This is a genomic window from Komagataeibacter rhaeticus (genome assembly GCF_003207855.1).
In the GTDB taxonomy this organism is placed as follows: Bacteria; Pseudomonadota; Alphaproteobacteria; order Acetobacterales; family Acetobacteraceae; genus Komagataeibacter; species Komagataeibacter rhaeticus.
Map to the genome: position 1 here is coordinate 66,069 of NZ_NKTZ01000001.1, position 20,228 is coordinate 86,296.

Here is a 20,228-nt window from a genome sequence, read left to right on the forward strand (position 1 = left end):
TGCAAGGCAGGTCTGAATGCAGAGCCATCCATCGTGTAAACGCCAGTTTGCCGGTAATGGTCCGGTTCCATGGGGCCAGCATGGCTGAGCATGGGCCGCTTTCCTCCGTTGCGTCACCGCCGGATGATGTTGGCCTGAAGCCGCATGCCCTTCCCATTGAGGGCCTGCTGCTGCTTGTGCCCACCATCAGGACGGGACGGGGCAGCACCTGCCGCGCGGCCTGCACGGTCCTTTCGCATGCCGGAATTGCCATGACCGAGTATTTCATGCGCAGCAGCCGGACCGAGCGGTATGACCGCCATGTCGTGCGCGGGTTGTATTGCCAGGTGCCACCCCATGCACAGGGCAGGCTCCTTCAGTGCGGGCGTGGGGCCGTGTGGATGGTGGGTGTGGATGTGCGGACCGGCTCACGCAGCTTCGGGCAATGGGCGGGCGTTACCCTGAGCGCTGAAAATGCCCGCCAGCTCTGGATTCCGCCCGGTTTCCTGCATGGCCTGTGCTGCCTGGACGGGAATACCGAGGTCACATGCCGCCAGACCCGGCCGGATGCGCGCGCCAGTACGCGCACCATACGCTGGAATGACGAGACATTGGGCATTGAATGGCCGGTCAGGGACCAGCAGGCCGTCCTGTCCCCGGCTGACGGGCATGCCCCTTCCTTTTCCAATGTCATTGACTGGTTTCCTTACCCATGACGACGCGCCTGTCCTCTCATGCCACCTCGGCGGGGTGGCGTATTCTGGTAACCGGCGGCTCAGGCCAGCTTGCCCAAACCCTGAAGCATTGCGGAGGGGATGCGGTAATGGTGGTGGGGCGGCCCCTGTTCGATTTTGAGCAGCCCGATACCGTGGTGCGCGTCATGCAGGACATGCGGCCTGATCTTGTCATCAATACCGCCGCGTGGACCGCCATTGACGCGGCGGAAGAGGAACCGGACCGCGCCCGCCTGGCCAATACGGAAGGTCCTGCTTTGCTGGCGTGGCTGTGCGCGGGGCAGGCGGTACCATTGCTGCATGTCTCGACCGATCATGTGTTCAGCGGCACCAGGGGCCGCCCCTACAGGGAGACAGACCCCACCGACCCGCAGAGCGTGTATGGACGGAGCCGGGCGGAGGGAGAAAAAGCGGTACTGGCCGCCTGCGCACGGGCCATGGTGGTGCGGACGTCATGGGTTTATGGCCCGTATGGCCGCAATTTTGTCCGCACCATGCTGGAGGCGGCCTGCAGGGAAACACAACTTCAGGTTGTTGCCGACCAGTCGGGCCATCCGACCGCCGCCCCGGACCTTGCCGATGCCCTGCTGCAGGTGGCGGCCCGGATACGGCAGTCGGGCTGGCAACCTGCCTATCGGGGGGTGTTCCATGTCGCGGGTGGCGGCAGTGCGACGTGGCATGAACTGGCCAGTGCGGCAGTGGCGCATGCGGGCCGGCATGGCCACCCCGCGCCGCCCGTCATGCCGGTCATGACAGCCGACCGGCCAACAGCCGCCGCCCGCCGGGTTGATGCGCGCCTTGACTGCGGGCGGTTCAGGCAGGTCTTTGGTCTTGAACTGCCCCACTGGCGTGACAGTCTGGGGGCCGTGGTGGAGGCCATGCTGCGGCAGCCTGATCAGGTGGAGTGATCAAGTTCATCCAGTTCGATCAGGCCGGCCTCACCTGTCTGTGGTGGCGGGATGACGGGCATGGCGTGCGCCGTGGCCAGATCCCCCGGATGCAGCCTGCGTACCACGGCAAAGGCGGTCATGACCGCACAGGAACCGAACAGCACGCTGCCCAGCACCTGGCCAACCTGCACGCCACCGGGGCCGAATTTCATGCCGAACCAGACAAAGGGCACGGTTCCCAGCGTGGCCCGCCCCCAGTTGAACAGGGTGGAATAAAGCGGAAAGCCCAGATTGTTGAAGGCCGCATTGGCGACGAACAGCATGCCGATGAAGACGTAGCCCGCTATCGTCCAGTTACAGAACAGGTGGATCAGCATGGCCGCCGTCCCCTGTGCCGAGAAAACCCGCACCACCAGGTCCTGGGCCAGGAACAGGACAGCCCATGTCAGGGCGACACATCCCGCCACCAGCCACAGCGAGGCCACCAGTGTCGCGCGTACCCGCTCCAGCCTGCCCGCGCCGAGATTCTGGGACATGATGGGTCCCACCGACCCCGTCAGCGCAAACACCACGGCAAAGGCTACCGGCACGATCCGTTCGATGGTGGCCTGTCCCGCAATGGCCGCAAGCCCGAATCCGGCCATGGCATGGGTTACGATGATGCTGCTGACCGGCGTTGCCAGATTGGTCAGGATGGCAGGCATGGCCACTTCGCCCACCAGTTTCGTATCGGTCAGCACATGCGTGCGCACGGGCCACGCCAGCAGCCCGTGCCGCCGGGCGCAGCGGAAGCCCATGAGGGCCACGAACCCGCGCGAAAACAGGGTGCTGATGGCCGCGCCTTCAAGTCCCAGCCCCAGTACCACGATCAGCAGCGGGTCCAGAATGGCGGAGATCAGCGCCCCCAACAGCGTGACATTCATGGAAATACGCGCAGCCCCTATGGCACGCAGCAGGCCCGAGCAGCCCATGCCCGCCGCGATCAGCGGCAGGCCGGGCGAGATGATTTCCAGAAACGTGGTGGCCTGCCGTGCCGCCTCCCCGCTGGCGCCAAGCAGTGCGAGGATCGGTGCGGCCAGCCATGCCGTGATCAGGCCAAGCAGCAGGCAGATCGCCATCATGACAACACCGAACGAGGAGGCCACGCGCCGCGCCTGCTCGATCCGGCCCGCGCCGATCAGCCGGCCGCTGATGGCCCCGATGCCGATCGACAGTCCGATGGAGACGGCAATCTGCACGTAGCTGACCACGCCCGAAAAGCCCACGGCCGCCGTCAGCGCCGGATTGCCCAGCCATGCGATGTAGAACAGGTTGAGCAGGTCGACCACGAACACGGCCATAAGGCCAATGGCCCCGGTTCCCGCCATGACCACGACATGACGCACGATGCTGCCCGTGCAGAATTTGGCCTGTGGTCGTGGTGCGGGTTCTGCCCCCATTAGGGTATCCTGTCTGCTGGGCGTTATGGGGTCTGGCTTATGCGGCGCAGCCCCCTGCCGCACATGATGCGGGGCAATGAAATCCGGCACAAGGCCCCCATTCGCACCGTTTTTTGTGTCATGACATAAAAATGGCGCGCTGTTCTTTATATATTAACCCCGCATTGTGCGGTGCAAAATAACCAGATGAATTGTGCAGTGCAAAAAAAGTAAAATCGTATTTTTATTTATGTTTATTGTTGACCTTTTAAAATAAGCATGTCATACAGAATCACATGAGGCCAGCAGGCTTCCATAAATACCAAAAATATCCGGCAAGAATACCGGGATGGGTGCAGGGCGCGGATGCGTTGGCATTCCACTGGCAGGGTCCTCCTTTATTGGGGGGCCCTGTTTTTTTGCGTATGGCATAAGTAATGGGGTGCCATCCGTCTTTTACGCATCTGGTTCGTTCAGGCTTTCACTACGCTGTGGCGTGCTGGCTGCCTGCTGGCACCATTATCGTTTAGGGAGCAACACCAATGTCCAGACTGACAGCGGCCGAACGCAATGCCCTGCCGGATTCCGCCTTTGCCCTGCCCGGCCGGCGTTACCCCATACCTGACGTGACCCATGCGCGTGATGCCCTGGCCCGGGCCAGCGAGATGCTGCATCGCGGTGACCTGACGCAGGAGGAATATGACACGGTCGTGGCCCGCGCCCATGCCGTGCTGGAAAACGAATAGCCCCTGTATGAAAAAAGGGGCGCGGACCTGTGCCCGCGCCCCCTTTTGAGGCTGTCTGAAAAGCCTGTAGTCATGCAAAAGTTTTTGGTGAAGCTTTTTTCAAAAAGCTCCAAGGAATGCCGCTTTTCTGAAAAAAGGCAGCATCCAGAAACTTTTGTTGTTTTTTATCAACGCATGGCTGGCGCAGGCTTCAGCCTGCCTTGTCCAGTTCCGCCTCAAGCTGCGGCAGGATGGTAAACAGGTCGCCCACGATCCCGTAATCCGCCACCTGGAAGATCGGCGCTTCGGGGTCCTTGTTGACGGCCACGATCACCTTGCTGTCCTTCATGCCTGCAAGGTGCTGGATCGCCCCGGATATGCCCATGGCGATATACAGTTCGGGCGCCACGATCTTGCCGGTCTGGCCAACCTGGTATTCGTTGGAGACGAACCCCTTGTCCACCGCCGCGCGGGATGCGCCAATGGCGGCACCCAGCCTGTCGGCCAGCGGTTCGAGAAGCTTGAAGTTCTCCTCGTTCTGCATGCCGTTGCCGCCCGAGACCACGACGCGGGCGGATTCCAGTTCCGGCCGCTCGGATTTGGAAAGCTCGGTGCTGACAAAGGTCGAACCACCGGGGCCTGCGGGCAGGGCCACGTCCTCGATCACCGCATTGCCGCCCTCCGCCGCCACCGGCTCGAAGGAGGAGGCGCGCACCGTGATCACCTTCTTCGCATCGGCCGATTTTACCGTTGCCAGCGCGCTGCCCGCATAGATCGGGCGGACAAAGGTGTCGGCATCGTTGATGGCAACGATATCGGGGATCGGCTGCACATCCAGCAGGGCCGCCGCACGCGGCAGCACGTTCTTGGCCGTGGCCGAGGACGTGGCGAGGATATGGGTGTAACCATCGGCAAGCTGCGCCAGCAGGGCGGCAACCGGCTCGGCCAGTTCGCTGCTGCCGGTGGTGTCGGTCACCTGCAGCACCTTTTTCACGCCGGGAATGGCGGCGGCTGACTTTGCGGCTGCCGCCGCGTCGGGGCCGGTCACCAGCACATCGACATCACCCAGCCTGTTGGCCGCCGCAATGGCCGAGCGCGAAGCCTGCCGGATCACACCGCCTTCATGGTCAAGGAAAACGAGTACGGTCATGATCAGATCACCTTTGCTTCGTTACGCAGACGCGACACCAGTTCCGCCGCCGAGTCGAGTTTGATGCCCGCCTTGCGCTCGGGCGGTTCGGCAACCGAGATCACGCTCAGGCGCGGCGTCATGTCCACGCCCAGGTCGGCTGGCGTGATCTTTTCCATCGGCTTCTTGCGCGCTTTCATGATGTTGGGCAGCGAGGCATAGCGCGGCTCGTTCAGGCGCAGGTCGGCGGTGATGATGGCCGGCAGCGCCAGCTTGATGGTCTGCGCACCGCCATCGATCTCGCGGGTTACGGTCACCGCGCCGTCAGCCACATCCACCTTGGAGGCAAAGGTCGCCTGCGGGCGGTCCAGCAGCCCCGCCAGCATCTGGCCGGTGGCGTTCATGTCATCATCAATGGCCTGCTTGCCCAGAATGACAAGATCGGGCTTTTCCTTTTCCACCAGTGCCTTGAGAACCTTGGCCACCGCCAGCGGTTCGGTCACCACGTCGGTTTCCACCAGGATGGAGCGGTCAGCACCCATGGCCATGGCCGTGCGCAGCGTATCCTGCGCCTTGGCCTCGCCAATGGAGACGGCAATGATCTCGCTCACCACGCCTTTTTCCTTCAGGCGCACGGCTTCCTCGACCGCGATCTCGTCAAACGGATTCATGGACATCTTGACGCCAGCGGTTTCCACGCCGGAACCATCGGCCTTCACGCGCGGCTTGATGTTGTAATCAATCACGCGCTTAACGGGTACAAGAACCTTCATTGCATATGTGCCTGTCTGTCTTCTTCGGATAAGGGCAATCGGTGTGGCGGATACATACCGTACCCGCCGCCCGAATTACATCCCACCCGGATAGTTCGGCCCACCCGCGCCCTCCGGCGTGGCCCAGTCGATGTTCTGGGTCGGGTCCTTGATGTCGCAGGTCTTGCAGTGCACGCAGTTCTGGGCGTTGATCTGCAGCTTCGGATCGGTGGCCTCATCGGCCACCTCATACACGCCTGCCGGGCAGTAGCGGCTTTCGGGCGCGCGGAACACGTCCCAGTTCACCGTCTTCCACAGCGACATGTTGCGCACCTTCAGGTGGACCGGCTGGTCTTCCTCATGATTGGTGCTGGACAGGAACACGGAAGACAGGCGGTCGAATGTGATCTTGCCGTCCGGCTTGGGGTAGTCGATTTTGGGTGAGATCGAGGCTGGCTCCAGCACCTCGTTATCGGCGTGGCGGGTGTGCAGTGTCCATGGCGCGCGGCCACGCAGCAGCATGGCATCGATGCCGGAATACAGCGCGCCGCCCTTCATGCCGAATTTCGCAAAGGCCGGGCGGATGTTGCGCACGCCCCGCAGTTCGGGCCACAGCCAGGAATCCCGCACCCGCCGGGTGTAGGAACCGGGTTCGGCCCGGTTGGTGGCCAGTGCTTCCGCCACCGCCTCGGCCGCGAGCATGCCGGACTTCATGGCCGTATGGGTACCCTTGATCTTGGGCACGTTCAGGAACCCTGCCGTATCGCCAATCAGCGCCCCACCGGGGAAGGTCAGGCGCGGGATGGACTGGATGCCGCCTTCGGACAGCGCGCGCGCGCCATAGGCGATGCGGCGGCCGCCTTCAAAATACGGGCGGAAGGCGGGGTGCAGCTTCACGCGCTGCATCTCGTCAAACGGGGAAAGCCATGTGTTGGGGTAATCCAGCCCGACCACGAACCCGTAGGAGACAAGGTTGTCACCAAAATGGTACATCCACGCCCCGCCATAGGTCCGGTCATCCAGCGGCCAGCCAAAGCTGTGCTGCACCAGGCCGGGGCGATGCATTTCCTTGGGAATTTCCCACAGTTCCTTGATGCCCAGCCCGTAGGTCTGCGGGTCCACGCCCTTGCGCAGGTTGTACATCGCGGTGACCTGCTTGGTCAGCGAACCCCGGCAGCCTTCGGCAAACAGGGTGTATTTCGCGCGCAGTTCCATGCCCGGCGCATAGTTGTCGCCCGGCTGGCCGTCACGGCCCACGCCCATGTCCCCTGTTGCAACCCCGATCACGCGGCCGCCGTCATCCACCAGCACCTCGGCACCGGCAAAGCCGGGATAGATCTCCACACCCAGTTCCTCCGCCCGGCCGGCAAGCCAGCGGCACAGGTCACCCAGGCTGGTGATGTAGTTGCCGTGGTTGCTCATGTGCGGCATCACGCGGTCAAGGAAGGGGACTTCCAGACTACCCTTGCGTGTCAGGTAGAGCATCTGCTCTTCCGTCACGGGGGTGTTGAGCGGTGCGCCTTCTTCCCGCCAGTGGGGCAGGAGTTCTTCCAGCGCGCGTGGCTCGATCACGGCGCCGGACAGGATATGGGCGCCAATCTCGCTGCCTTTCTCGATCAGGCAGACGCTGGCATCGGGGGCGACCTGCCGCAGCCGGATCGCGGCGGCCAGTCCCGACGGGCCGCCACCAACGATAACGACATCGAATTCCATAGTCTCGCGCGTGGTCTCGCTCATACCTCTGTTGTCCTCTTGCGTCATGACCGGGATGACATGGGATAAATGTTACACTGGATAGACGTGCTTCCTAGAACCGTTTGGTGCCTGAATAAAGGCTTGTTGCGCATTCCGTTCCCGCTGTGGCGCAATCTGGCCCCCATCAGCACGCATGGGTGGGCATGGCCAGTTCGTCCCGCGCTTCCCATTCGGGGCCGACATAATTGACAATCAGCGTGCGCCGCACCCCGTTCAGCGGCCGGGGCACGAAGCCATGCCATGACCGGGCGGACGGGATGAACAGCAGCCCGGAGTTGAAGGCACCCGATGCACGGGCCACGGGCGTGCCTGTGGCTGTCATGATGTCCGTGCCCCACTGTGCCGCCTGCGCCCCCATGGAAAGCGCAATGAGCAGCGTCAGCCGCTTGGCCCCGATATCGGTATGTGGTTCCAGCCAGAAACCGTTGGTATCAAGGCACAGTTCAAGGCGCAGGGCCGTATTTTCAAGCCGGGCCGCACAATGGGTGGTGAAGACCGCGCGCGTGTGCGGCGCATCGAACAGATGCGCCAGATGGTCCAGTGCCGGATTGGCCGCGCGCAGGGCCGGGGTAATGAACAGCCGCTGCCCGTTGCGCCCGGCGCGCTGGCCACCGCTGTCACCACCCATGAAACGCGCATCGGGCCGCCATGCCACCAGTGCCGCGGCGACCGGGGCGGGCAGCACGTCATGGAGCTGCCAGTGGGGATAGGGCCACGCAATGACCGGGCTGGCCTGCAGGGCGGCAATGACGCAGTTGGTTTCCATGGGATGGTTCATGTTGTGGTATGAAAAAGGAATAGAAGTTTTCGGGTACCGCCTTTTTTCAGAAAGGCGGCGTTCCCTGAAGCTTTTTGAAAAAAGCTTCACCAAAAACGTCTTTACGGTTTTCCGGGCATTCCTGGCTACAGGGCGCTGGCGTGGCGGGTGGCGCTACCGGCACCCAGATAGCGGTCAAACACCGAAGCCACATGCCGCACGAAGGGGCGTCCCTTTTCCGTAACCCGGATCTGGCGGCCTGTGACCTGTACCAGCCCATCGCGCGCCATGCCGGCCAGGCGGCCCAGTTCGGGGTCAAGGCAGTCGGCGGGCAGGCCGTACCGTGTCGTGGTTTCGGCAAGATCGGCCTGCAGGGTGCACATCACCTGTTCTATGATGGTGGCACGCAGCCGGTCATCGGCATCCAGCGCCACGCCGCGCACAACCGGCAGGCTGTCCGTATCCTGCGCCATGAGCCGGGCATAGGCTGCGGACGAGACGGCATTCTGTGTCATGCCGCCGGGCAGGGCGGAAATGGCGGAGGCGCCGATCCCGATCAGGGCGGCAGCGGCATCAACCGTATAACCCTGGAAATTGCGGTGCAGCGTGCCGGTCGCCATGGCGCGGGCCATGCTGTCGGTGGGGCTGGCGTAATGGTCCAGCCCCACGGGCAGGAAGCCCTCCGCGCGCAGCACGCCATCAATGGCTGTGCGCTGCGCCACGCGGTCGGCCGGTCCGGGCAACTGGCCCGTGGGGATGAGGGCCTGGCGCTTCTGCTTCCACGGCACATGGGCATAGCCGAACACGGCCAGCCGGTCCGGACGCAGGCTGGCCACGGCCCGTGCCGTGCGGGCAACGCCTGCCGTATCCTGCCGGGGCAGGCCATAGATCAGGTCGATGTTGATCGCGTTCACGCCCGCCGCGCGCAAGGCATCCAGGCAGTCACGGGTCTGCTCCCAGCTCTGTATGCGCCCGCAGGCTTCCTGCACGTCAGGGTCCAGATCCTGCACGCCCATGCTGGCGCGGTTGAAGCCCAGTTCATGCAGCAGGGCAGGATATGCGGGCGGCAGGTGGCGGGGATCGACCTCGATGCTGATCTCGGCATCGGGCAGGATGATGAAGTTCTGGCGGATGGCCTGCATGACCCGGCGCATCGTGCCCGTGGGCAGCGTGGTGGGCGTGCCGCCGCCCCATTGCAGATGGCTGATCCGGCGCTGCGGGCCGATGATCGCAACAATCCGGTGCAGTTCCTCCAGCAGCAGCGCGCCATAGGCGGCGCGCGCGTCCGCATTGCGCAGCACGGCGGTATTGCACCCGCAGAACCGGCATAGCGTGTCACAGAAGGGAACGTGAAGATAAAGGGAGACCGGCTGCGAGGCCGGCAGGGCAGAGAGCCATTGGCGGCTGTCCGCCGGGCCCACCGCATCGCTGAACTGCGCTGCGGTGGGGTAGCTGGTATAACGCGGCAGGTTGCCCCCGTAGCGCGAAAGCAGGGTGCTGTCCGCCGCGCTCATGCCATCAGAACCGGTAGGCGATACCGGCGGACACCACGGTCGGGTCGAGCGAGTCGTGGGCCTTGACCTTCAGGCTCTCGCTGCTGTTTTCCGCCCAGGCGTGCATGCGCACGAACATCTGCTTGACGTCGAAGTTGAAGAACCAGTTGCCGACCAGCTGGTAGTCCACACCGGCGTTGATGGACGGGCCACCGGTAAAGCCGGAGTTCAGCTTGGACAGGCCCAGCGCGCCGCTGGCGTTCATGTTGTGGAACCACATGAAGGTGCCGCCCACGCCCACATACGGGTTCAGGCGCTTGTGCGGACGGAAATGCCACGCAACGGTCACTGTCGGCGGCAGCACCCATGCGCTGCCCACGTCGGTCTTGCTGTTGCCGGTCATCTGGGACAGCGCGCCGCCATTGGCCTGCACTTCATGGCGGGTGCTGGTGGCGATCAGGTCGAGCGAGATGTTGTCGGTCACGAAGTATTCGAACGTCAGTTCCGGCATGACCTGGTCGGTCGTCTTGACGCGGGTGCCACTCAGGGCGGTGCCATTTGCCCAGACCTTGCTGTCACGGTCTTCGGGCAGCACGCCCACGGCGGACAGGCGGATCATGAAGTCACCGCGGCCCAGGCCGATCTTGGTTGTGGAGCAGGTCTGGAAGATGCCGCAATGGCCCTTGGGCTGCGCCACGGCAACGGGGTTGGCGATCGGGGCGTTGACGTAGGTGGAAGGGGTGGCGGTCTGCGCATGGACCGCAACGGGTGCGAGGGTCGCAGCACCCAGTGCTGCCGACATGGCGAATTTACGAATGTTTTTCATCGTGAGCAGACCTTAATTTTTCATTCCATCCGTGTGGAAAGGAAGACGTTGAGAATATTCAACCTGATGTGATCAGTGCAGAAATCACGGCCACCTAGCATCCGGCTTTGATGTGAATCAATCAAAGACCCCGATCTATTTCCTTGTTGTGGTCCAGGTGGACTGTTCTTTCGGTAATGTGGCCGGATGAACACAGTTTCCGTACCGCGCTGTCCCGGTTGATGGTGGGTTTATTATAGGAAAATGTTCGTATTGCATCGCAGCCGAGTTCACGCGCCAGGGTTTCCATGGCGGGCAGCAGGGCGTTCATGATCTGCTGTTCATGCGTATAGCTGAGGGCGATGATGTAATCGGATGTCAGCGTATCGCCCGAGCACAGGTCAAACCCGCGCCGGAACGTGGCCATGCCACAGGGCGGGCGGGCGGGGCCGTAACGGGCGACCAGCATGCCTTCGCGCGCACGGGGGCCGGAGCGGGCCAGCCTGCGGCCGATGCGTACCCATTCCTGCAGGGTGATATGGGGGAAGGAAATCCGGATCAGGGGATATAGCAACGGCACGTCCGCAGGTTCCAGTCGTCTGACCATGGGCTGGGGGGGGACGTGCACGCGTCGGGATTTCCTCGGGGCTGGAATTTTTTATGAAGACCTGCAGTGTTTACCTTATTATTGCCTTTGGGATGCATTGATTTACATCAAACCATCTGTCATACTCCTAGCTCTTGGCAAATGCATTTTAGTGTATTTCTAGGGAGCCAGGGCATCTCCGGTTACTTAAGGCGCCGGAACGCAGGCGCCTGAGAGTGATTGGAAATAATTATGTCGGATATGCCTTCGTGTCAGTTTGAATCGAGGCCACGGCGTATCGTGATCGGATCAGGCGGGGTGCAGGCCGATTTCTGCACTACCTGCACCGTGCGGCCCAACAGCGTATGCAGCGTGATCGAACCGGGTGACATTTCGCGCCTGGCGGAAGTGGCGGTGGAGTCCATCGTGCCCCCCGGCCGTGGCTTCATAGAAGAGGGTGCGCCCGCCACCGATTTCTTCAATGTCACCTCCGGCACGGTCAAGCTGTTCAAGGCCCTGCCCGACGGGCGGCGGCAGATTACCGGATTTGCCGCGCCAGGCCATTTTCTCGGGCTTGCGGTATCGGACAGTTATGCCTTCGGGGCGGAGGCGGTCGATACGGTGCGTGTCTGCCGCTTCTCGCGTGAGAAGATGACCGAACTGCTGGACGATTTCCCCAAGCTGGAACGCCGCCTGCTGGAAGAGGCCTCGAATGAACTCGTCGCGGCCCAGAACCAGATGCTGCTGCTGGGCCGCAAGACCGCGCGTGAGCGCGTGGCCAGCTTCCTGCTGGACCAGATGCATGCGGGCCTGCCACCCGGGCAGGATGGCAATGGCGGCCGCCTGCACCTGCCCATGACGCGTGGTGACATCGCGGACTACCTTGGCCTGACGATCGAGACCGTCAGCCGCACATTGAGCTGGATGCGCGCCCAGGGCATGATCGAGGTGGGCAAGGGCTATGCCATCACCGTCCTCTCGGTTGCCAAGCTGGAAGTGCTGGCCGCCGGTAACGGTTAGTCAGTCGTCCTGCCCCGTCGTGGTGGTTCCGTCCATTGCGGTAATGCGGGGCTTGGCTGCCGGCGTGCGGGCGGGTCCCCCCACGATGTGGCCGATGGGGGTCAGGATATCCACATGGTCACAGATGATCTTGAACACGGCCAGAAGCGGCACCGACAGGAACGCCCCGAAAATACCCCATAGCCAGTCCCAGAACATGAGGGACGCCATGACCAGAACCGGGTTGAGCGTGAAGCGGCGTGCCAGCACCATGGGGGTTATGGTCTCGCCTTCCGTCAGGTGGATGCACAGGTAGATGGCCGGCGGCAGCAGCGCCTGCCAGGCCGACGGATAGACGAACAGTCCGACCAGGAAGTAGATGATGATGCCCATCATCGGCCCGATGATGGGAATGTAGTTGAGCAGGAACGCCACCACCCCCCACAGCAGCGGGTTGGGCATGCCCAGCAGCCAGCACTGCGTCATGTTCACCAGCCCCACAAGGCTGTTGATGATGGTGATGGTGGCCAGGTACTGCGAGACATTGCGCTCGATCTGGTAGGCGATCTGCACCGCGCGCCGCTTGTCGGCAAAGGTGGGCATGATTTCCACGAAGCGCCGGAGCAGGCTGTCCCCCTGTGCCAGCAGGAAGAACAGCATCAGGATCATGGTGAAGAACTGCCCCATGAACGCCTGCGTGCCCAGCAGGATGGAGGAACTGAAGCGGTCCAGCCCCTCCACCCCCCCGCTGGGGGAGGTAATGACAATTATGTGACCATCCGCCGTTTCGGCGGGTGTATGGTCGACATGGCCACCCGCGATGGTCATGAAATTATGGATGCGCTCGGACGCGCTGGTCAGCAGCTGGAACGGCCCGCGCAGGAAGGCCAGCCGTTCGCGCAGCGTATTGAGCGCATCGGGCGCGCATTCCAGCCAGCCGGTGGCAGGTACGGAAATGGCGGTACCCACCGCCCCCACGATACCGAATACGCATAGGATCAGGCACAGCGCCGCCAGCGGCTTGGGCAGGCGCAGGCGCATGTGCAGGAAGCGCAGCGGTGTTGACAGCAGCAGGTTGACCACCAGCGCCAGGATCATGGGCAGGATGATGGCCGACGCGAAATACAGCGTATAGAAAACCGCCAGCACGCTCAGCAGCAGCAGGCAGGCGGTGCGCGTGTCGATCCGGCTGTGGCGCATGGCCTCGTTGGCGCGCTGCTGCTGGATCTGTTCATAGGATGGGGGTGGCTCGGTCTCGGGCGGCATGGATCAGGTGTCCTGGCGTGTGGCTGGCATGGCCTGGACGGCCAGGGCGCTTCCGGTGCCGGACCGGTCATGTGTCCGCGCTGGAACCCTTATGGCGGTACCACGCGGTCACGACCAAGGATTTTGGCACATTCCCGCTACGCAACCATTGCAGGGGCCTGCGGGGTACACGCTAACGTGAATTTTATGGCACGTCCGTGCCGGACTCACGACTTGAAAGCCCGGTTGGACAGGGGTCAAATACAACGGAGGGAAGGCGCCTGCCTTCCACCACCGCAACCAATGGAGAATCCCATGGCCTGGAACACCCCCAAGATTGTTGAAGTCCCCCTGGGCGCCGAGATCAACAGCTACGTCTGTGGCGAAAAGAAGTAAGGAATAGCGCCGCCTGTCTCGCACAGGCGGCGTTTTTCTTCTACACTCTGCGTCCATGATCGACATTATCGTTCTCGGCGCGGCGGCGGGTGGCGGATTTCCGCAATGGAATTCCAATGCTCCCGGTTGCAGACGGGCCAGGGCCGGCGATCCGGCAGCCCTGCCCCGTACCCAGGCTTCCATCGCCATCAGTGGGGATGGAAAAAACTGGTTCGTGGTCAACGCATCCCCCGACCTGCGGACCCAGATAAACCAGACCCCGGCCCTGCATCCCAGCGAGGGCCTGCGTTCCACCCCCATTGCCGGCGTGATCCTGACCGGTGGCGAGGTGGACACCATTACCGGCCTGCTCACGCTGCGTGAACGCCAGCCCTTTGAACTGCTGGCCACGCCTGAAGTGCTGTCCATGCTGGATGCCAACCCCATTTTCGAAGCCCTGAACCGCGCGGTCGTGACCCGCACGCCGATGGGACTCGACCAGCCCCTTACGCTGAAACTGCCTGATGGGTCGCCTGCCGGGCTGACCATCGTGCCGTTCGCGGTGCCGGGCAAGGTGCCGCTTTATGCCGAGTCCGGGCCCGATCCCGCCGCCATATGCGAAAATGGCGAGACAATCGGGCTGGAAATATCCGATGGCAGCCACCGCGTGTGCTTCGTGCCCGGCTGCGCGCGCATGACCGACAACCTGCGCGTACGCCTGAGGGGCGCGGATGCCGTGTTCTTTGATGGCACGCTGTGGGTGGATGACGAGATGGTCCGCGCGGGCCTGGGTGAAAAGACCGGCCGCCGCATGGGCCATATGTCCATGGATGGCATGGACGGCACCATCGCCGCCCTGCGTGACCTGGGCATCAGGCGCAGGATTTTCATACATATCAACAATTCCAACCCTGTCCTTCTGGCGGATTCGCCCGAACGCGCCCAGGTCGAGGCGGCAGGGTGGGAAATCTCCCATGACGGGATGAGGATTACGGCATGAGCGGAAAACTGCTTTCCCCCGATGAACTCGAGGCCGCACTGCGCGCCATCGGGGCGGAACGCTACCACAACCTGCACCCCTTCCATCGCGCGCTGCATGACGGAAAGCTCAGCCGCGCGCAGGTGCAGGCCTGGGCGCTCAACCGCTACTACTATCAGGCCAGCATTCCGGCCAAGGACGCGACCCTGCTCGCCCGCCTGCCCACGGCGGAACTGCGGCGCGAATGGCGCAGGCGGCTGGTGGACCATGATGGTGACGCACCCGGCACCGGCGGTGTTGCCCGCTGGCTGAAGCTGACCGACGGGCTGGGGCTGGACCGCGCTTATGTGGAATCGCTGGACGGGCTGCTGCCCGCCACCCGTTTCGCGGTGGATGCCTATGTGGCCTTCGTGCGCGACCGCTCCATCCTTGAGGCCATTGCCTCGTCGCTGACCGAACTGTTCTCGCCCACCATCATAAGCGAACGCGTGGCGGGCATGCTGCGGCATTACGATTTCATCACGCCGGAAACACTGGCCTATTTCCAGCCGCGCCTGACACAGGCCCCGCGTGATTCCGATTTTGCACTGGGTTACGTGAAGGAACATGCCCGCACGCCAGAACAGCAGAAAGCGGTGCTGGATGCGCTGAAATTCAAGTGTGGCGTGCTGTGGTCCATGCTGGATGAACTGGAATACGCCTACGTTACCCCTGCCCGCATTCCCCCCGGTGCCTTCCGCCCGGATGCGGCATGACCGGCACGGGCTTGACAGACGACAGCATCATCCGGTTTGCGCGCGGGGTCCGGCTGCAGCATGACCGCGTGCGTGAGCGGTGGATCATCCAGGCGCCGGAGCGGGCCTTCATTCCCGACCCGATTGCCGCCGAGGTGCTGAAACTGGTTGATGGCACCCGCACGCTGGGGCAGATCGTGTCCGAACTGGCCAGCCGGTTCGCCGCCCCGGTTGATGTGATCGGGCGTGATGTCCATGTCATGGTCAGTGACCTTACAACCCGGCAGGTGCTGGTGGTATCATGACAGACACGCTCCTCTCCCCCATGAGCCTCCTGGCGGAACTGACGCATCGCTGCCCGTTGCAGTGCCCGTACTGTTCCAACCCGCTGGCGCTGGAACCGCGCCGGAACGAACTGTCCACCGCCGAATGGATCAGCGTTCTGGATCAGGCGGCGGAAATGGGGGTGCTGCAGGTCCATTTTTCGGGTGGGGAGCCGATGAGCCGCCCCGACCTGCCCGACCTGATCCGCCATGCGGTGGGGCTGGGGCTTTACACCAACCTCATCACGTCCGGCGTGCTGCTGAACGAGAAGACGTTCCCGGTGCTGGTGGAAGCCGGGCTGGATCATGTCCAGCTTTCCTTTCAGGATATTGATACGGCAAATGCCGAGCATGTGGGCGGCATGAAGGGCGCGCAGGCCCGCAAGATTGAAGCGGCCCGGCTGATCGCGGCCGATGGCATGCCGCTTACGCTGAACTTCGTCATCTACCGCGAAAACGCCTGCCGCGTACCCCGGATGCTGGAAGCGGCGGTGGAAATGGGTGCCCGCCGGGTCGAGATCGCGCATACGCAGTATTATGGCTGGGGCCTGGCCAATCGCGCCGCCCTCATGCCCACGCCAGCCCAGCTTGAACAGACCACGCAGGCGGTGGAAGCGGCGCGCAAAGAATACGAAGGCCGCCTGAGCATCGATTACGTCACCCCCGATTATTATGCCGACCGGCCAAAACCCTGTATGGGCGGCTGGGGGCGGCGGTTCATCAACATCTCCCCCTCTGGCCGGGTGCTGCCGTGCCATGCGGCCGAGACGATTCCCAACGTCACCTTCCCCGATGTGCGGACCGACACGCTGGAGCATATCTGGCGTGAGGCGCCGCTGTTCACCATGTTCCGGGGCACGGACTGGATGCCCCAGCCCTGCCGTAGCTGCGACCAGCGGGAAAAGGACTGGGGTGGCTGCCGCTGCCAGGCGCTGGCACTGGCGGGGAATGCCGCCGCGACCGACCCGGTCTGCAGCCGCGCGCCCGATCACGGCCGGGTGCTGGAAGTGCTGGAAACACTGCCTGTCGAGCCGCCGCCCTTCCGCTACCGCCGCTACACCCGCGCTACGGATGAGGTCGGCTGACCTCCGGCTTGGGTTCCACCCGGGGCAGGCAGATCACGAAGCGGGCACCCTGCACATGGCCATCGGCATCGGTGCGGTTTTCCGCACTGATGGTGCCACGCAGCGCGGTGATGATCTGCTTGCTGATGGACAGGCCCAGCCCGGAATGCTGGCCGAAATTCTCGCTGCTGGGCCGTTCCGAATAGAAGCGGTCGAAAATGTTGTCCAGCTTGGCCTGCGGAATGCCGGGGCCGTCATCACTGACCGCAATTTCCACCATGTTGCCCGCCGGTACCGCGCTGAGCAGGATCTTGCCGTCGGGGGGCGAGAACGAAATGGCGTTGCCGATCAGGTTGCGCAGCACCTGTACCAGCCGGTCCTCCACCGCCAGCACGGTCAGGCGGCGCTCCGGGCTGTCGCCACTGCTGGCCACGACCATGTAGGGCTGGCCGGGCTGGCGGGTGGCCTGATGGATTTCGGTCAGCACGGACAGCAGCGGCACGATGGCCACCGGCTCGGTCCGGGTGCGCGAGAGTTCGGCATCCACGCGGCTGGCATCGGCGATATCGGTAATCAGCCGGTCGAGTCGGCGCACGTCATCATTGATGATCGACATGAGGCGGCGCTGGCGCGCGGGATCATCGATGCGCAGCAGGCTTTCGATGGCCGAGCGGATGGAGGAAAGCGGGTTCTTGATCTCATGGCTGACATCGGCGGCAAAGCGTTCGATGGCGTCCATGCGGGCCCACAATGCGCTGGCGCTGTCCTGCAGGGCGCGGGCGACTTCGCCAATCTCGTCACCCCGGGCCAGCAGGCGTTCGGGCACCATGTCCGTCCGGCCCGAGGATTCGCGCATGATATGGGCCGAGGCCGCCAGCCGCAGCAGCGGGCGCGCGATGGTGAGCGACAGGTACCATGACAGCAGGATGGTCAGCGCCAGCGCCATGAGGAACAGCGACAGGATGGAGGAGCGCACCGCGAACAGCGAGCGGTCCACATCCCGTGCCTCCCGTGTCAGCTGGATGATGCCGACCGTCGTCTGGGCATCATCCATTACCGGTTCGGCCACGGTTACCATCAGCTGGTGGTTGGCGTTGCGGCGGATATAGGGCGTGATTTCCATCACCCGCGTGCCATCGGGCTGGGTGACCGGCTGGATGGAGGGGTCGGAATCCGGCGTGTCCAGCATCATGATCCGCTCCCCCGACAGGGTGGGCAGCTGGGCCAGAAGCCAGTTGTACAGCCGCTCCCCCATGTTGATGGAAGGCGGATGGAGGGGGGAGGAATGGTCCTCCTCCTCGGCACTGGAAAGTGGCGTGGCCCGGACCGGGGCACCGGGGGGCACGGGCTGGTCGGCCCGGCTGTCGGCCACGACCTGCCCGTCGGGTGCGAACAGGCGGGCATGGGCACTCGGGCTGGGTTCGGTCAGGCGCAGCAGCAGCGGGCGGGCCAGTGCCGGTTCCAGTACCGTCTCATGGCGCGCGGTGGCCATGGCGCTGTGGCCCAGGGCACCGGCATAGATGCGCGCCTGCTCACGCAGGGCCGACACCTCGGCTTCCAGCAGGCTGTTCTGGAACTGCGTAAGATAGAGCAGCGTCAGCGCCAGCAGCCCCAGCGGCAGCGTGTTGACCAGCAGGATCCGCCGCATGAGCGGGGAAACCAGCCGGGTCCGGTATTCCATGAATTCGGCAACGCTGTTCTGGCTGTCCCCGCTCCACCGGCGCGGGACCAGCCTGCGCAGGGGGGGCGGCAGGGGAAGGGAGGACAGGAAGGAACGCGGCATCCGGCGGGGTCATTCTTCCTTGTAGCGGTAACCGATTCCGTACAGCGTCTCGATCTGGTTGAACGCGTCGTCCACCTGCCGGAACTTCTTGCGCACGCGCTTGATGTGGCTGTCGATCGTGCGGTCATCGACATAGATGTTCTCGCCATAGGCCGCATCGATCAGCTGGTCACGCGACTTGACCAGTCCGGGGCGTGCCGCCAGGGCCTTGACCAGCAGGAATTCGGTGACCGTAAGCTGGATGTCGCGGCCATGCCACAGGCACTGGTGGCGGGTCTCGTCCAGCGACAGCGCGCCGCGCACCATGGTGCCGGTGGGGCTTATGCCGGCGGCCTCGCTGCGGCTGACCTCGTTGCGGCGCAGCAGCGCGCGGATGCGTTCCAGCAGCAGGCGCTGGGAAAATGGCTTGGTGATATAGTCATCCGCCCCCAGCCGCAGGCCCATGAGCTGGTCCACCTCCTCGTCCTTGGAGGACAGGAAGATGACCGGCAGTTGCGAGCGCGCGCGCAGGCGCTGCAGCAGCTCCATCCCGTCCATGCGCGGCATCTTGATGTCGAGCACGGCCAGATCCGCCGGACGGGACGACAGACCGTGCAGCGCACTCTCGCCATCGGTATAGGTGCGGACAATGAAGCCTTCCGCCTCCAGCGTCATCTGCACGGAGGTCAGGATGTTCCTGTCATCGTCAACCAGCACGATCGTCTGTTTCGTTGGCTCCATGGGGGGTCTCTTTTTGCTCCTGTACCGATCCGGTCATGACCGCCGGTACCTTGCCCGGCAGGCGGTTGCAGCATAGCGTCATATCCGCCCGCATGTCATGAGGGGATGCGGGTTCCTGCTTCACTGGAGTGACAACGTCATTCCGGCTGCCCCGTTCACGGCGGGTACGTTGCGCAAAATCGGCATGCCTGCCGCAGGCGCAACGCCTTGTCCATCGGCCAGCCGTTACCTACTTGTAAGAGCATGAGCGAGAACACAGACCCCAACCCCTTTGCCGGAACCCCCGAGGGCCACGGCACACCTTCATCCCATGCGGCGGCCCAGCCGGAGGCACCCGGTGCCGCCCCCGCGCAGGAAAGCCCGGTCGATGCCCGCATAGCCGAGCTTGAGGCCGAGGTGGCGGCCCTGCGTGACAAATGGGTCCGCGCGGAAGCCGAGACCCAGAACGTGCGCAGCCGCGCCAAGCGCGAGGTGGAGGACGCGCGGCAGTACGCCGTGCAGAAATTCGCCAAGGACGTGGTCGAGGCCGCCGACAACCTCAAGCGCGCGGTGGCCAGCCTCCCCCCCGCCACCGAAGGCGAGGACAGCCTGCTGACCCGTATGCGTGAAGGGATCGAGAGCACGGAGCGTTCCTTCGTCGGCATCCTTGAGCGCAATGGCATCAAGGCCGAAGACGCGAAGGGCAAGCCGTTCGACGCCAACCTGCATCAGGCCATGTCCGAACAGCATAGCGACGAACATGGCCATGGCACCGTGATGGAAGCCTGGACCCCGGCCTGGACGCTGCACGGGCGGCTGCTCAAGCCGGCCATGGTTGTCGTCTCCAAGGGGCCGGCGCAGGCAGGCTGAAATCCTGCCGGGCGGTGTCCCGATCCTCTTGAAAGGGGGGGGCGGGTTGCCTACATCGGTAATAACAGCCGGGAATACGGGCGGATGTGGAACGACAGTCCACCCCATGCCCCGGACGATAGGAAAGAAAGGGT

21 protein-coding genes are annotated in these 20,228 nt (G+C 63.7%); 10 read left to right on the plus strand and 11 right to left on the minus strand.

From position 1 onward, the window contains the following. Positions 1–80 precede the first annotated feature (80 nt). Both CFR78_RS00340 and rfbD read left to right on the plus strand, forming a co-directional pair. Positions 81–695 (plus strand): dTDP-4-dehydrorhamnose 3,5-epimerase family protein, encoded by a 615-nt coding sequence (locus tag CFR78_RS00340; RefSeq protein WP_007397250.1) that lies wholly within the window; start codon positions 81–83, stop codon positions 693–695. Further along, positions 692–1,621 (plus strand): dTDP-4-dehydrorhamnose reductase, encoded by a 930-nt coding sequence (rfbD, locus tag CFR78_RS00345; protein WP_051672056.1) that lies wholly within the window; start codon positions 692–694, stop codon positions 1,619–1,621. The genes CFR78_RS00340 and rfbD overlap by 4 nt, the downstream gene beginning before the upstream one ends. Here the strand turns inward: rfbD and CFR78_RS00350 are convergent. Continuing rightward, complete coding sequence (locus tag CFR78_RS00350) at positions 1,609–3,042, minus strand: MATE family efflux transporter (RefSeq protein ID WP_007397248.1); 1,434 nt, start codon at positions 3,040–3,042, stop codon at positions 1,609–1,611. The two genes, rfbD and CFR78_RS00350, sit on opposite strands and share 13 nt — an antisense overlap. 521 nt (positions 3,043–3,563) lie before the next feature. Between CFR78_RS00350 and CFR78_RS00355 the strand changes: the two genes are divergently transcribed. Beyond that, positions 3,564–3,767 (plus strand): hypothetical protein, encoded by a 204-nt coding sequence (locus CFR78_RS00355; protein WP_007397246.1) that lies wholly within the window; start codon positions 3,564–3,566, stop codon positions 3,765–3,767. 190 nt (positions 3,768–3,957) lie between these two features. Here the strand turns inward: CFR78_RS00355 and CFR78_RS00360 are convergent, their stop codons facing one another. The 7 genes from CFR78_RS00360 to CFR78_RS00395 form a co-directional block, all read right to left on the minus strand. Beyond that, positions 3,958–4,896, minus strand: a complete 939-nt coding sequence (locus CFR78_RS00360; RefSeq protein WP_007397244.1) for an electron transfer flavoprotein subunit alpha/FixB family protein — start codon at positions 4,894–4,896, stop codon at positions 3,958–3,960. A 2-nt stretch (positions 4,897–4,898) separates the two neighbouring features. Beyond that, positions 4,899–5,648 (minus strand): electron transfer flavoprotein subunit beta/FixA family protein, encoded by a 750-nt coding sequence (locus CFR78_RS00365; protein ID WP_007397243.1) that lies wholly within the window; start codon positions 5,646–5,648, stop codon positions 4,899–4,901. Positions 5,649–5,723: 75 nt separating this feature from the next. After that, the gene (locus CFR78_RS00370; protein ID WP_034930251.1) at positions 5,724–7,364 is read right to left on the minus strand and encodes an electron transfer flavoprotein-ubiquinone oxidoreductase; all 1,641 of its coding nucleotides are present in this window, start codon (positions 7,362–7,364) and stop codon (positions 5,724–5,726) included. A 142-nt stretch (positions 7,365–7,506) separates the two neighbouring features. Further along, positions 7,507–8,148, minus strand: coding sequence for a hypothetical protein (locus tag CFR78_RS00375; RefSeq protein WP_034930249.1), 642 nt, complete (start codon positions 8,146–8,148; stop codon positions 7,507–7,509). Positions 8,149–8,285: 137 nt separating this feature from the next. Next, positions 8,286–9,653, minus strand: a complete 1,368-nt coding sequence (gene hemN, locus CFR78_RS00385) for an oxygen-independent coproporphyrinogen III oxidase (RefSeq protein WP_007397240.1) — start codon at positions 9,651–9,653, stop codon at positions 8,286–8,288. A 4-nt stretch (positions 9,654–9,657) separates the two neighbouring features. Next, positions 9,658–10,458 (minus strand): OmpW/AlkL family protein, encoded by an 801-nt coding sequence (locus CFR78_RS00390; RefSeq protein WP_007397239.1) that lies wholly within the window; start codon positions 10,456–10,458, stop codon positions 9,658–9,660. Positions 10,459–10,579: 121 nt separating this feature from the next. After that, positions 10,580–11,044, minus strand: a complete 465-nt coding sequence (locus CFR78_RS00395; RefSeq protein ID WP_034930246.1) for a hypothetical protein — start codon at positions 11,042–11,044, stop codon at positions 10,580–10,582. Positions 11,045–11,275: 231 nt separating this feature from the next. On the opposite strand from CFR78_RS00395, the gene CFR78_RS00400 reads away from it, so the two are divergent. Continuing rightward, positions 11,276–12,043, plus strand: coding sequence for a Crp/Fnr family transcriptional regulator (locus tag CFR78_RS00400; protein WP_039998538.1), 768 nt, complete (start codon positions 11,276–11,278; stop codon positions 12,041–12,043). On the opposite strand, the gene CFR78_RS00405 is transcribed toward CFR78_RS00400, so the two are convergent. Continuing rightward, the gene (locus CFR78_RS00405) at positions 12,044–13,288 is read right to left on the minus strand and encodes an AI-2E family transporter (RefSeq protein WP_110580938.1); all 1,245 of its coding nucleotides are present in this window, start codon (positions 13,286–13,288) and stop codon (positions 12,044–12,046) included. A gap of 294 nt (positions 13,289–13,582) precedes the next feature. On the opposite strand from CFR78_RS00405, the gene pqqA reads away from it, so the two are divergent. Genes pqqA through pqqE form a run of 5 tightly spaced genes read left to right on the plus strand, consistent with a single transcriptional unit; the run spans position 13,583 to position 16,763 of the window. Next, entirely contained in the window at positions 13,583–13,663 is an 81-nt protein-coding gene (gene pqqA, locus CFR78_RS00410) for a pyrroloquinoline quinone precursor peptide PqqA (protein ID WP_010508617.1), read from the plus strand. A 55-nt stretch (positions 13,664–13,718) separates the two neighbouring features. Continuing rightward, the gene (pqqB, locus tag CFR78_RS00415) at positions 13,719–14,642 is read left to right on the plus strand and encodes a pyrroloquinoline quinone biosynthesis protein PqqB (RefSeq protein ID WP_007397233.1); all 924 of its coding nucleotides are present in this window, start codon (positions 13,719–13,721) and stop codon (positions 14,640–14,642) included. Next, positions 14,639–15,376, plus strand: a complete 738-nt coding sequence (gene pqqC, locus CFR78_RS00420; protein WP_007397232.1) for a pyrroloquinoline-quinone synthase PqqC — start codon at positions 14,639–14,641, stop codon at positions 15,374–15,376. The genes pqqB and pqqC overlap by 4 nt, the downstream gene beginning before the upstream one ends. Next, a complete protein-coding gene (gene pqqD / locus CFR78_RS00425; protein ID WP_034930240.1) occupies positions 15,373–15,660 on the plus strand; it encodes a pyrroloquinoline quinone biosynthesis peptide chaperone PqqD in 288 nt (95 codons plus the stop codon). The genes pqqC and pqqD overlap by 4 nt, the downstream gene beginning before the upstream one ends. Next, entirely contained in the window at positions 15,657–16,763 is a 1,107-nt protein-coding gene (gene pqqE, locus CFR78_RS00430) for a pyrroloquinoline quinone biosynthesis protein PqqE (protein ID WP_034930238.1), read from the plus strand. Before pqqD ends, pqqE begins: the two co-directional genes overlap by 4 nt. On the opposite strand, the gene CFR78_RS00435 is transcribed toward pqqE, so the two are convergent. Together CFR78_RS00435 and CFR78_RS00440 are read right to left on the minus strand one after the other, a co-directional pair. Further along, positions 16,744–18,423: a sensor histidine kinase gene (locus CFR78_RS00435; protein WP_258365835.1), complete on the minus strand. Its 1,680-nt coding sequence runs from the start codon at positions 18,421–18,423 to the stop codon at positions 16,744–16,746. The two genes, pqqE and CFR78_RS00435, sit on opposite strands and share 20 nt — an antisense overlap. A 111-nt stretch (positions 18,424–18,534) precedes the next feature. Then, positions 18,535–19,245 (minus strand): response regulator transcription factor, encoded by a 711-nt coding sequence (locus CFR78_RS00440; protein WP_007397227.1) that lies wholly within the window; start codon positions 19,243–19,245, stop codon positions 18,535–18,537. Positions 19,246–19,488: 243 nt separating this feature from the next. Here CFR78_RS00440 and CFR78_RS00445 point away from each other — a divergent pair, with 243 nt between their 5' ends. Beyond that, entirely contained in the window at positions 19,489–20,094 is a 606-nt protein-coding gene (locus CFR78_RS00445) for a nucleotide exchange factor GrpE (RefSeq protein ID WP_007397226.1), read from the plus strand. Positions 20,095–20,228 lie beyond the last annotated feature (134 nt).

Coding starts and splice junctions, on each gene's coding strand:
- CFR78_RS00340 (WP_007397250.1), top strand. CDS start 81: ATGGCTGAGCATGGGCCGCTTTCCTCCGTTGCGTCACCGCCGGATGAT.
- rfbD (WP_051672056.1), top strand. CDS start 692: ATGACGACGCGCCTGTCCTCTCATGCCACCTCGGCGGGGTGGCGTATT.
- CFR78_RS00350 (WP_007397248.1), bottom strand. CDS start 3,042: ATGGGGGCAGAACCCGCACCACGACCACAGGCCAAATTCTGCACGGGC.
- CFR78_RS00355 (WP_007397246.1), top strand. CDS start 3,564: ATGTCCAGACTGACAGCGGCCGAACGCAATGCCCTGCCGGATTCCGCC.
- CFR78_RS00360 (WP_007397244.1), bottom strand. CDS start 4,896: ATGACCGTACTCGTTTTCCTTGACCATGAAGGCGGTGTGATCCGGCAG.
- CFR78_RS00365 (WP_007397243.1), bottom strand. CDS start 5,648: ATGAAGGTTCTTGTACCCGTTAAGCGCGTGATTGATTACAACATCAAG.
- CFR78_RS00370 (WP_034930251.1), bottom strand. CDS start 7,364: ATGAGCGAGACCACGCGCGAGACTATGGAATTCGATGTCGTTATCGTT.
- CFR78_RS00375 (WP_034930249.1), bottom strand. CDS start 8,148: ATGGAAACCAACTGCGTCATTGCCGCCCTGCAGGCCAGCCCGGTCATT.
- hemN (WP_007397240.1), bottom strand. CDS start 9,653: ATGAGCGCGGCGGACAGCACCCTGCTTTCGCGCTACGGGGGCAACCTG.
- CFR78_RS00390 (WP_007397239.1), bottom strand. CDS start 10,458: ATGAAAAACATTCGTAAATTCGCCATGTCGGCAGCACTGGGTGCTGCG.
- CFR78_RS00395 (WP_034930246.1), bottom strand. CDS start 11,044: ATGGTCAGACGACTGGAACCTGCGGACGTGCCGTTGCTATATCCCCTG.
- CFR78_RS00400 (WP_039998538.1), top strand. CDS start 11,276: ATGTCGGATATGCCTTCGTGTCAGTTTGAATCGAGGCCACGGCGTATC.
- CFR78_RS00405 (WP_110580938.1), bottom strand. CDS start 13,288: ATGCCGCCCGAGACCGAGCCACCCCCATCCTATGAACAGATCCAGCAG.
- pqqA (WP_010508617.1), top strand. CDS start 13,583: ATGGCCTGGAACACCCCCAAGATTGTTGAAGTCCCCCTGGGCGCCGAG.
- pqqB (WP_007397233.1), top strand. CDS start 13,719: ATGATCGACATTATCGTTCTCGGCGCGGCGGCGGGTGGCGGATTTCCG.
- pqqC (WP_007397232.1), top strand. CDS start 14,639: ATGAGCGGAAAACTGCTTTCCCCCGATGAACTCGAGGCCGCACTGCGC.
- pqqD (WP_034930240.1), top strand. CDS start 15,373: ATGACCGGCACGGGCTTGACAGACGACAGCATCATCCGGTTTGCGCGC.
- pqqE (WP_034930238.1), top strand. CDS start 15,657: ATGACAGACACGCTCCTCTCCCCCATGAGCCTCCTGGCGGAACTGACG.
- CFR78_RS00435 (WP_258365835.1), bottom strand. CDS start 18,423: ATGGAATACCGGACCCGGCTGGTTTCCCCGCTCATGCGGCGGATCCTG.
- CFR78_RS00440 (WP_007397227.1), bottom strand. CDS start 19,245: ATGGAGCCAACGAAACAGACGATCGTGCTGGTTGACGATGACAGGAAC.
- CFR78_RS00445 (WP_007397226.1), top strand. CDS start 19,489: ATGAGCGAGAACACAGACCCCAACCCCTTTGCCGGAACCCCCGAGGGC.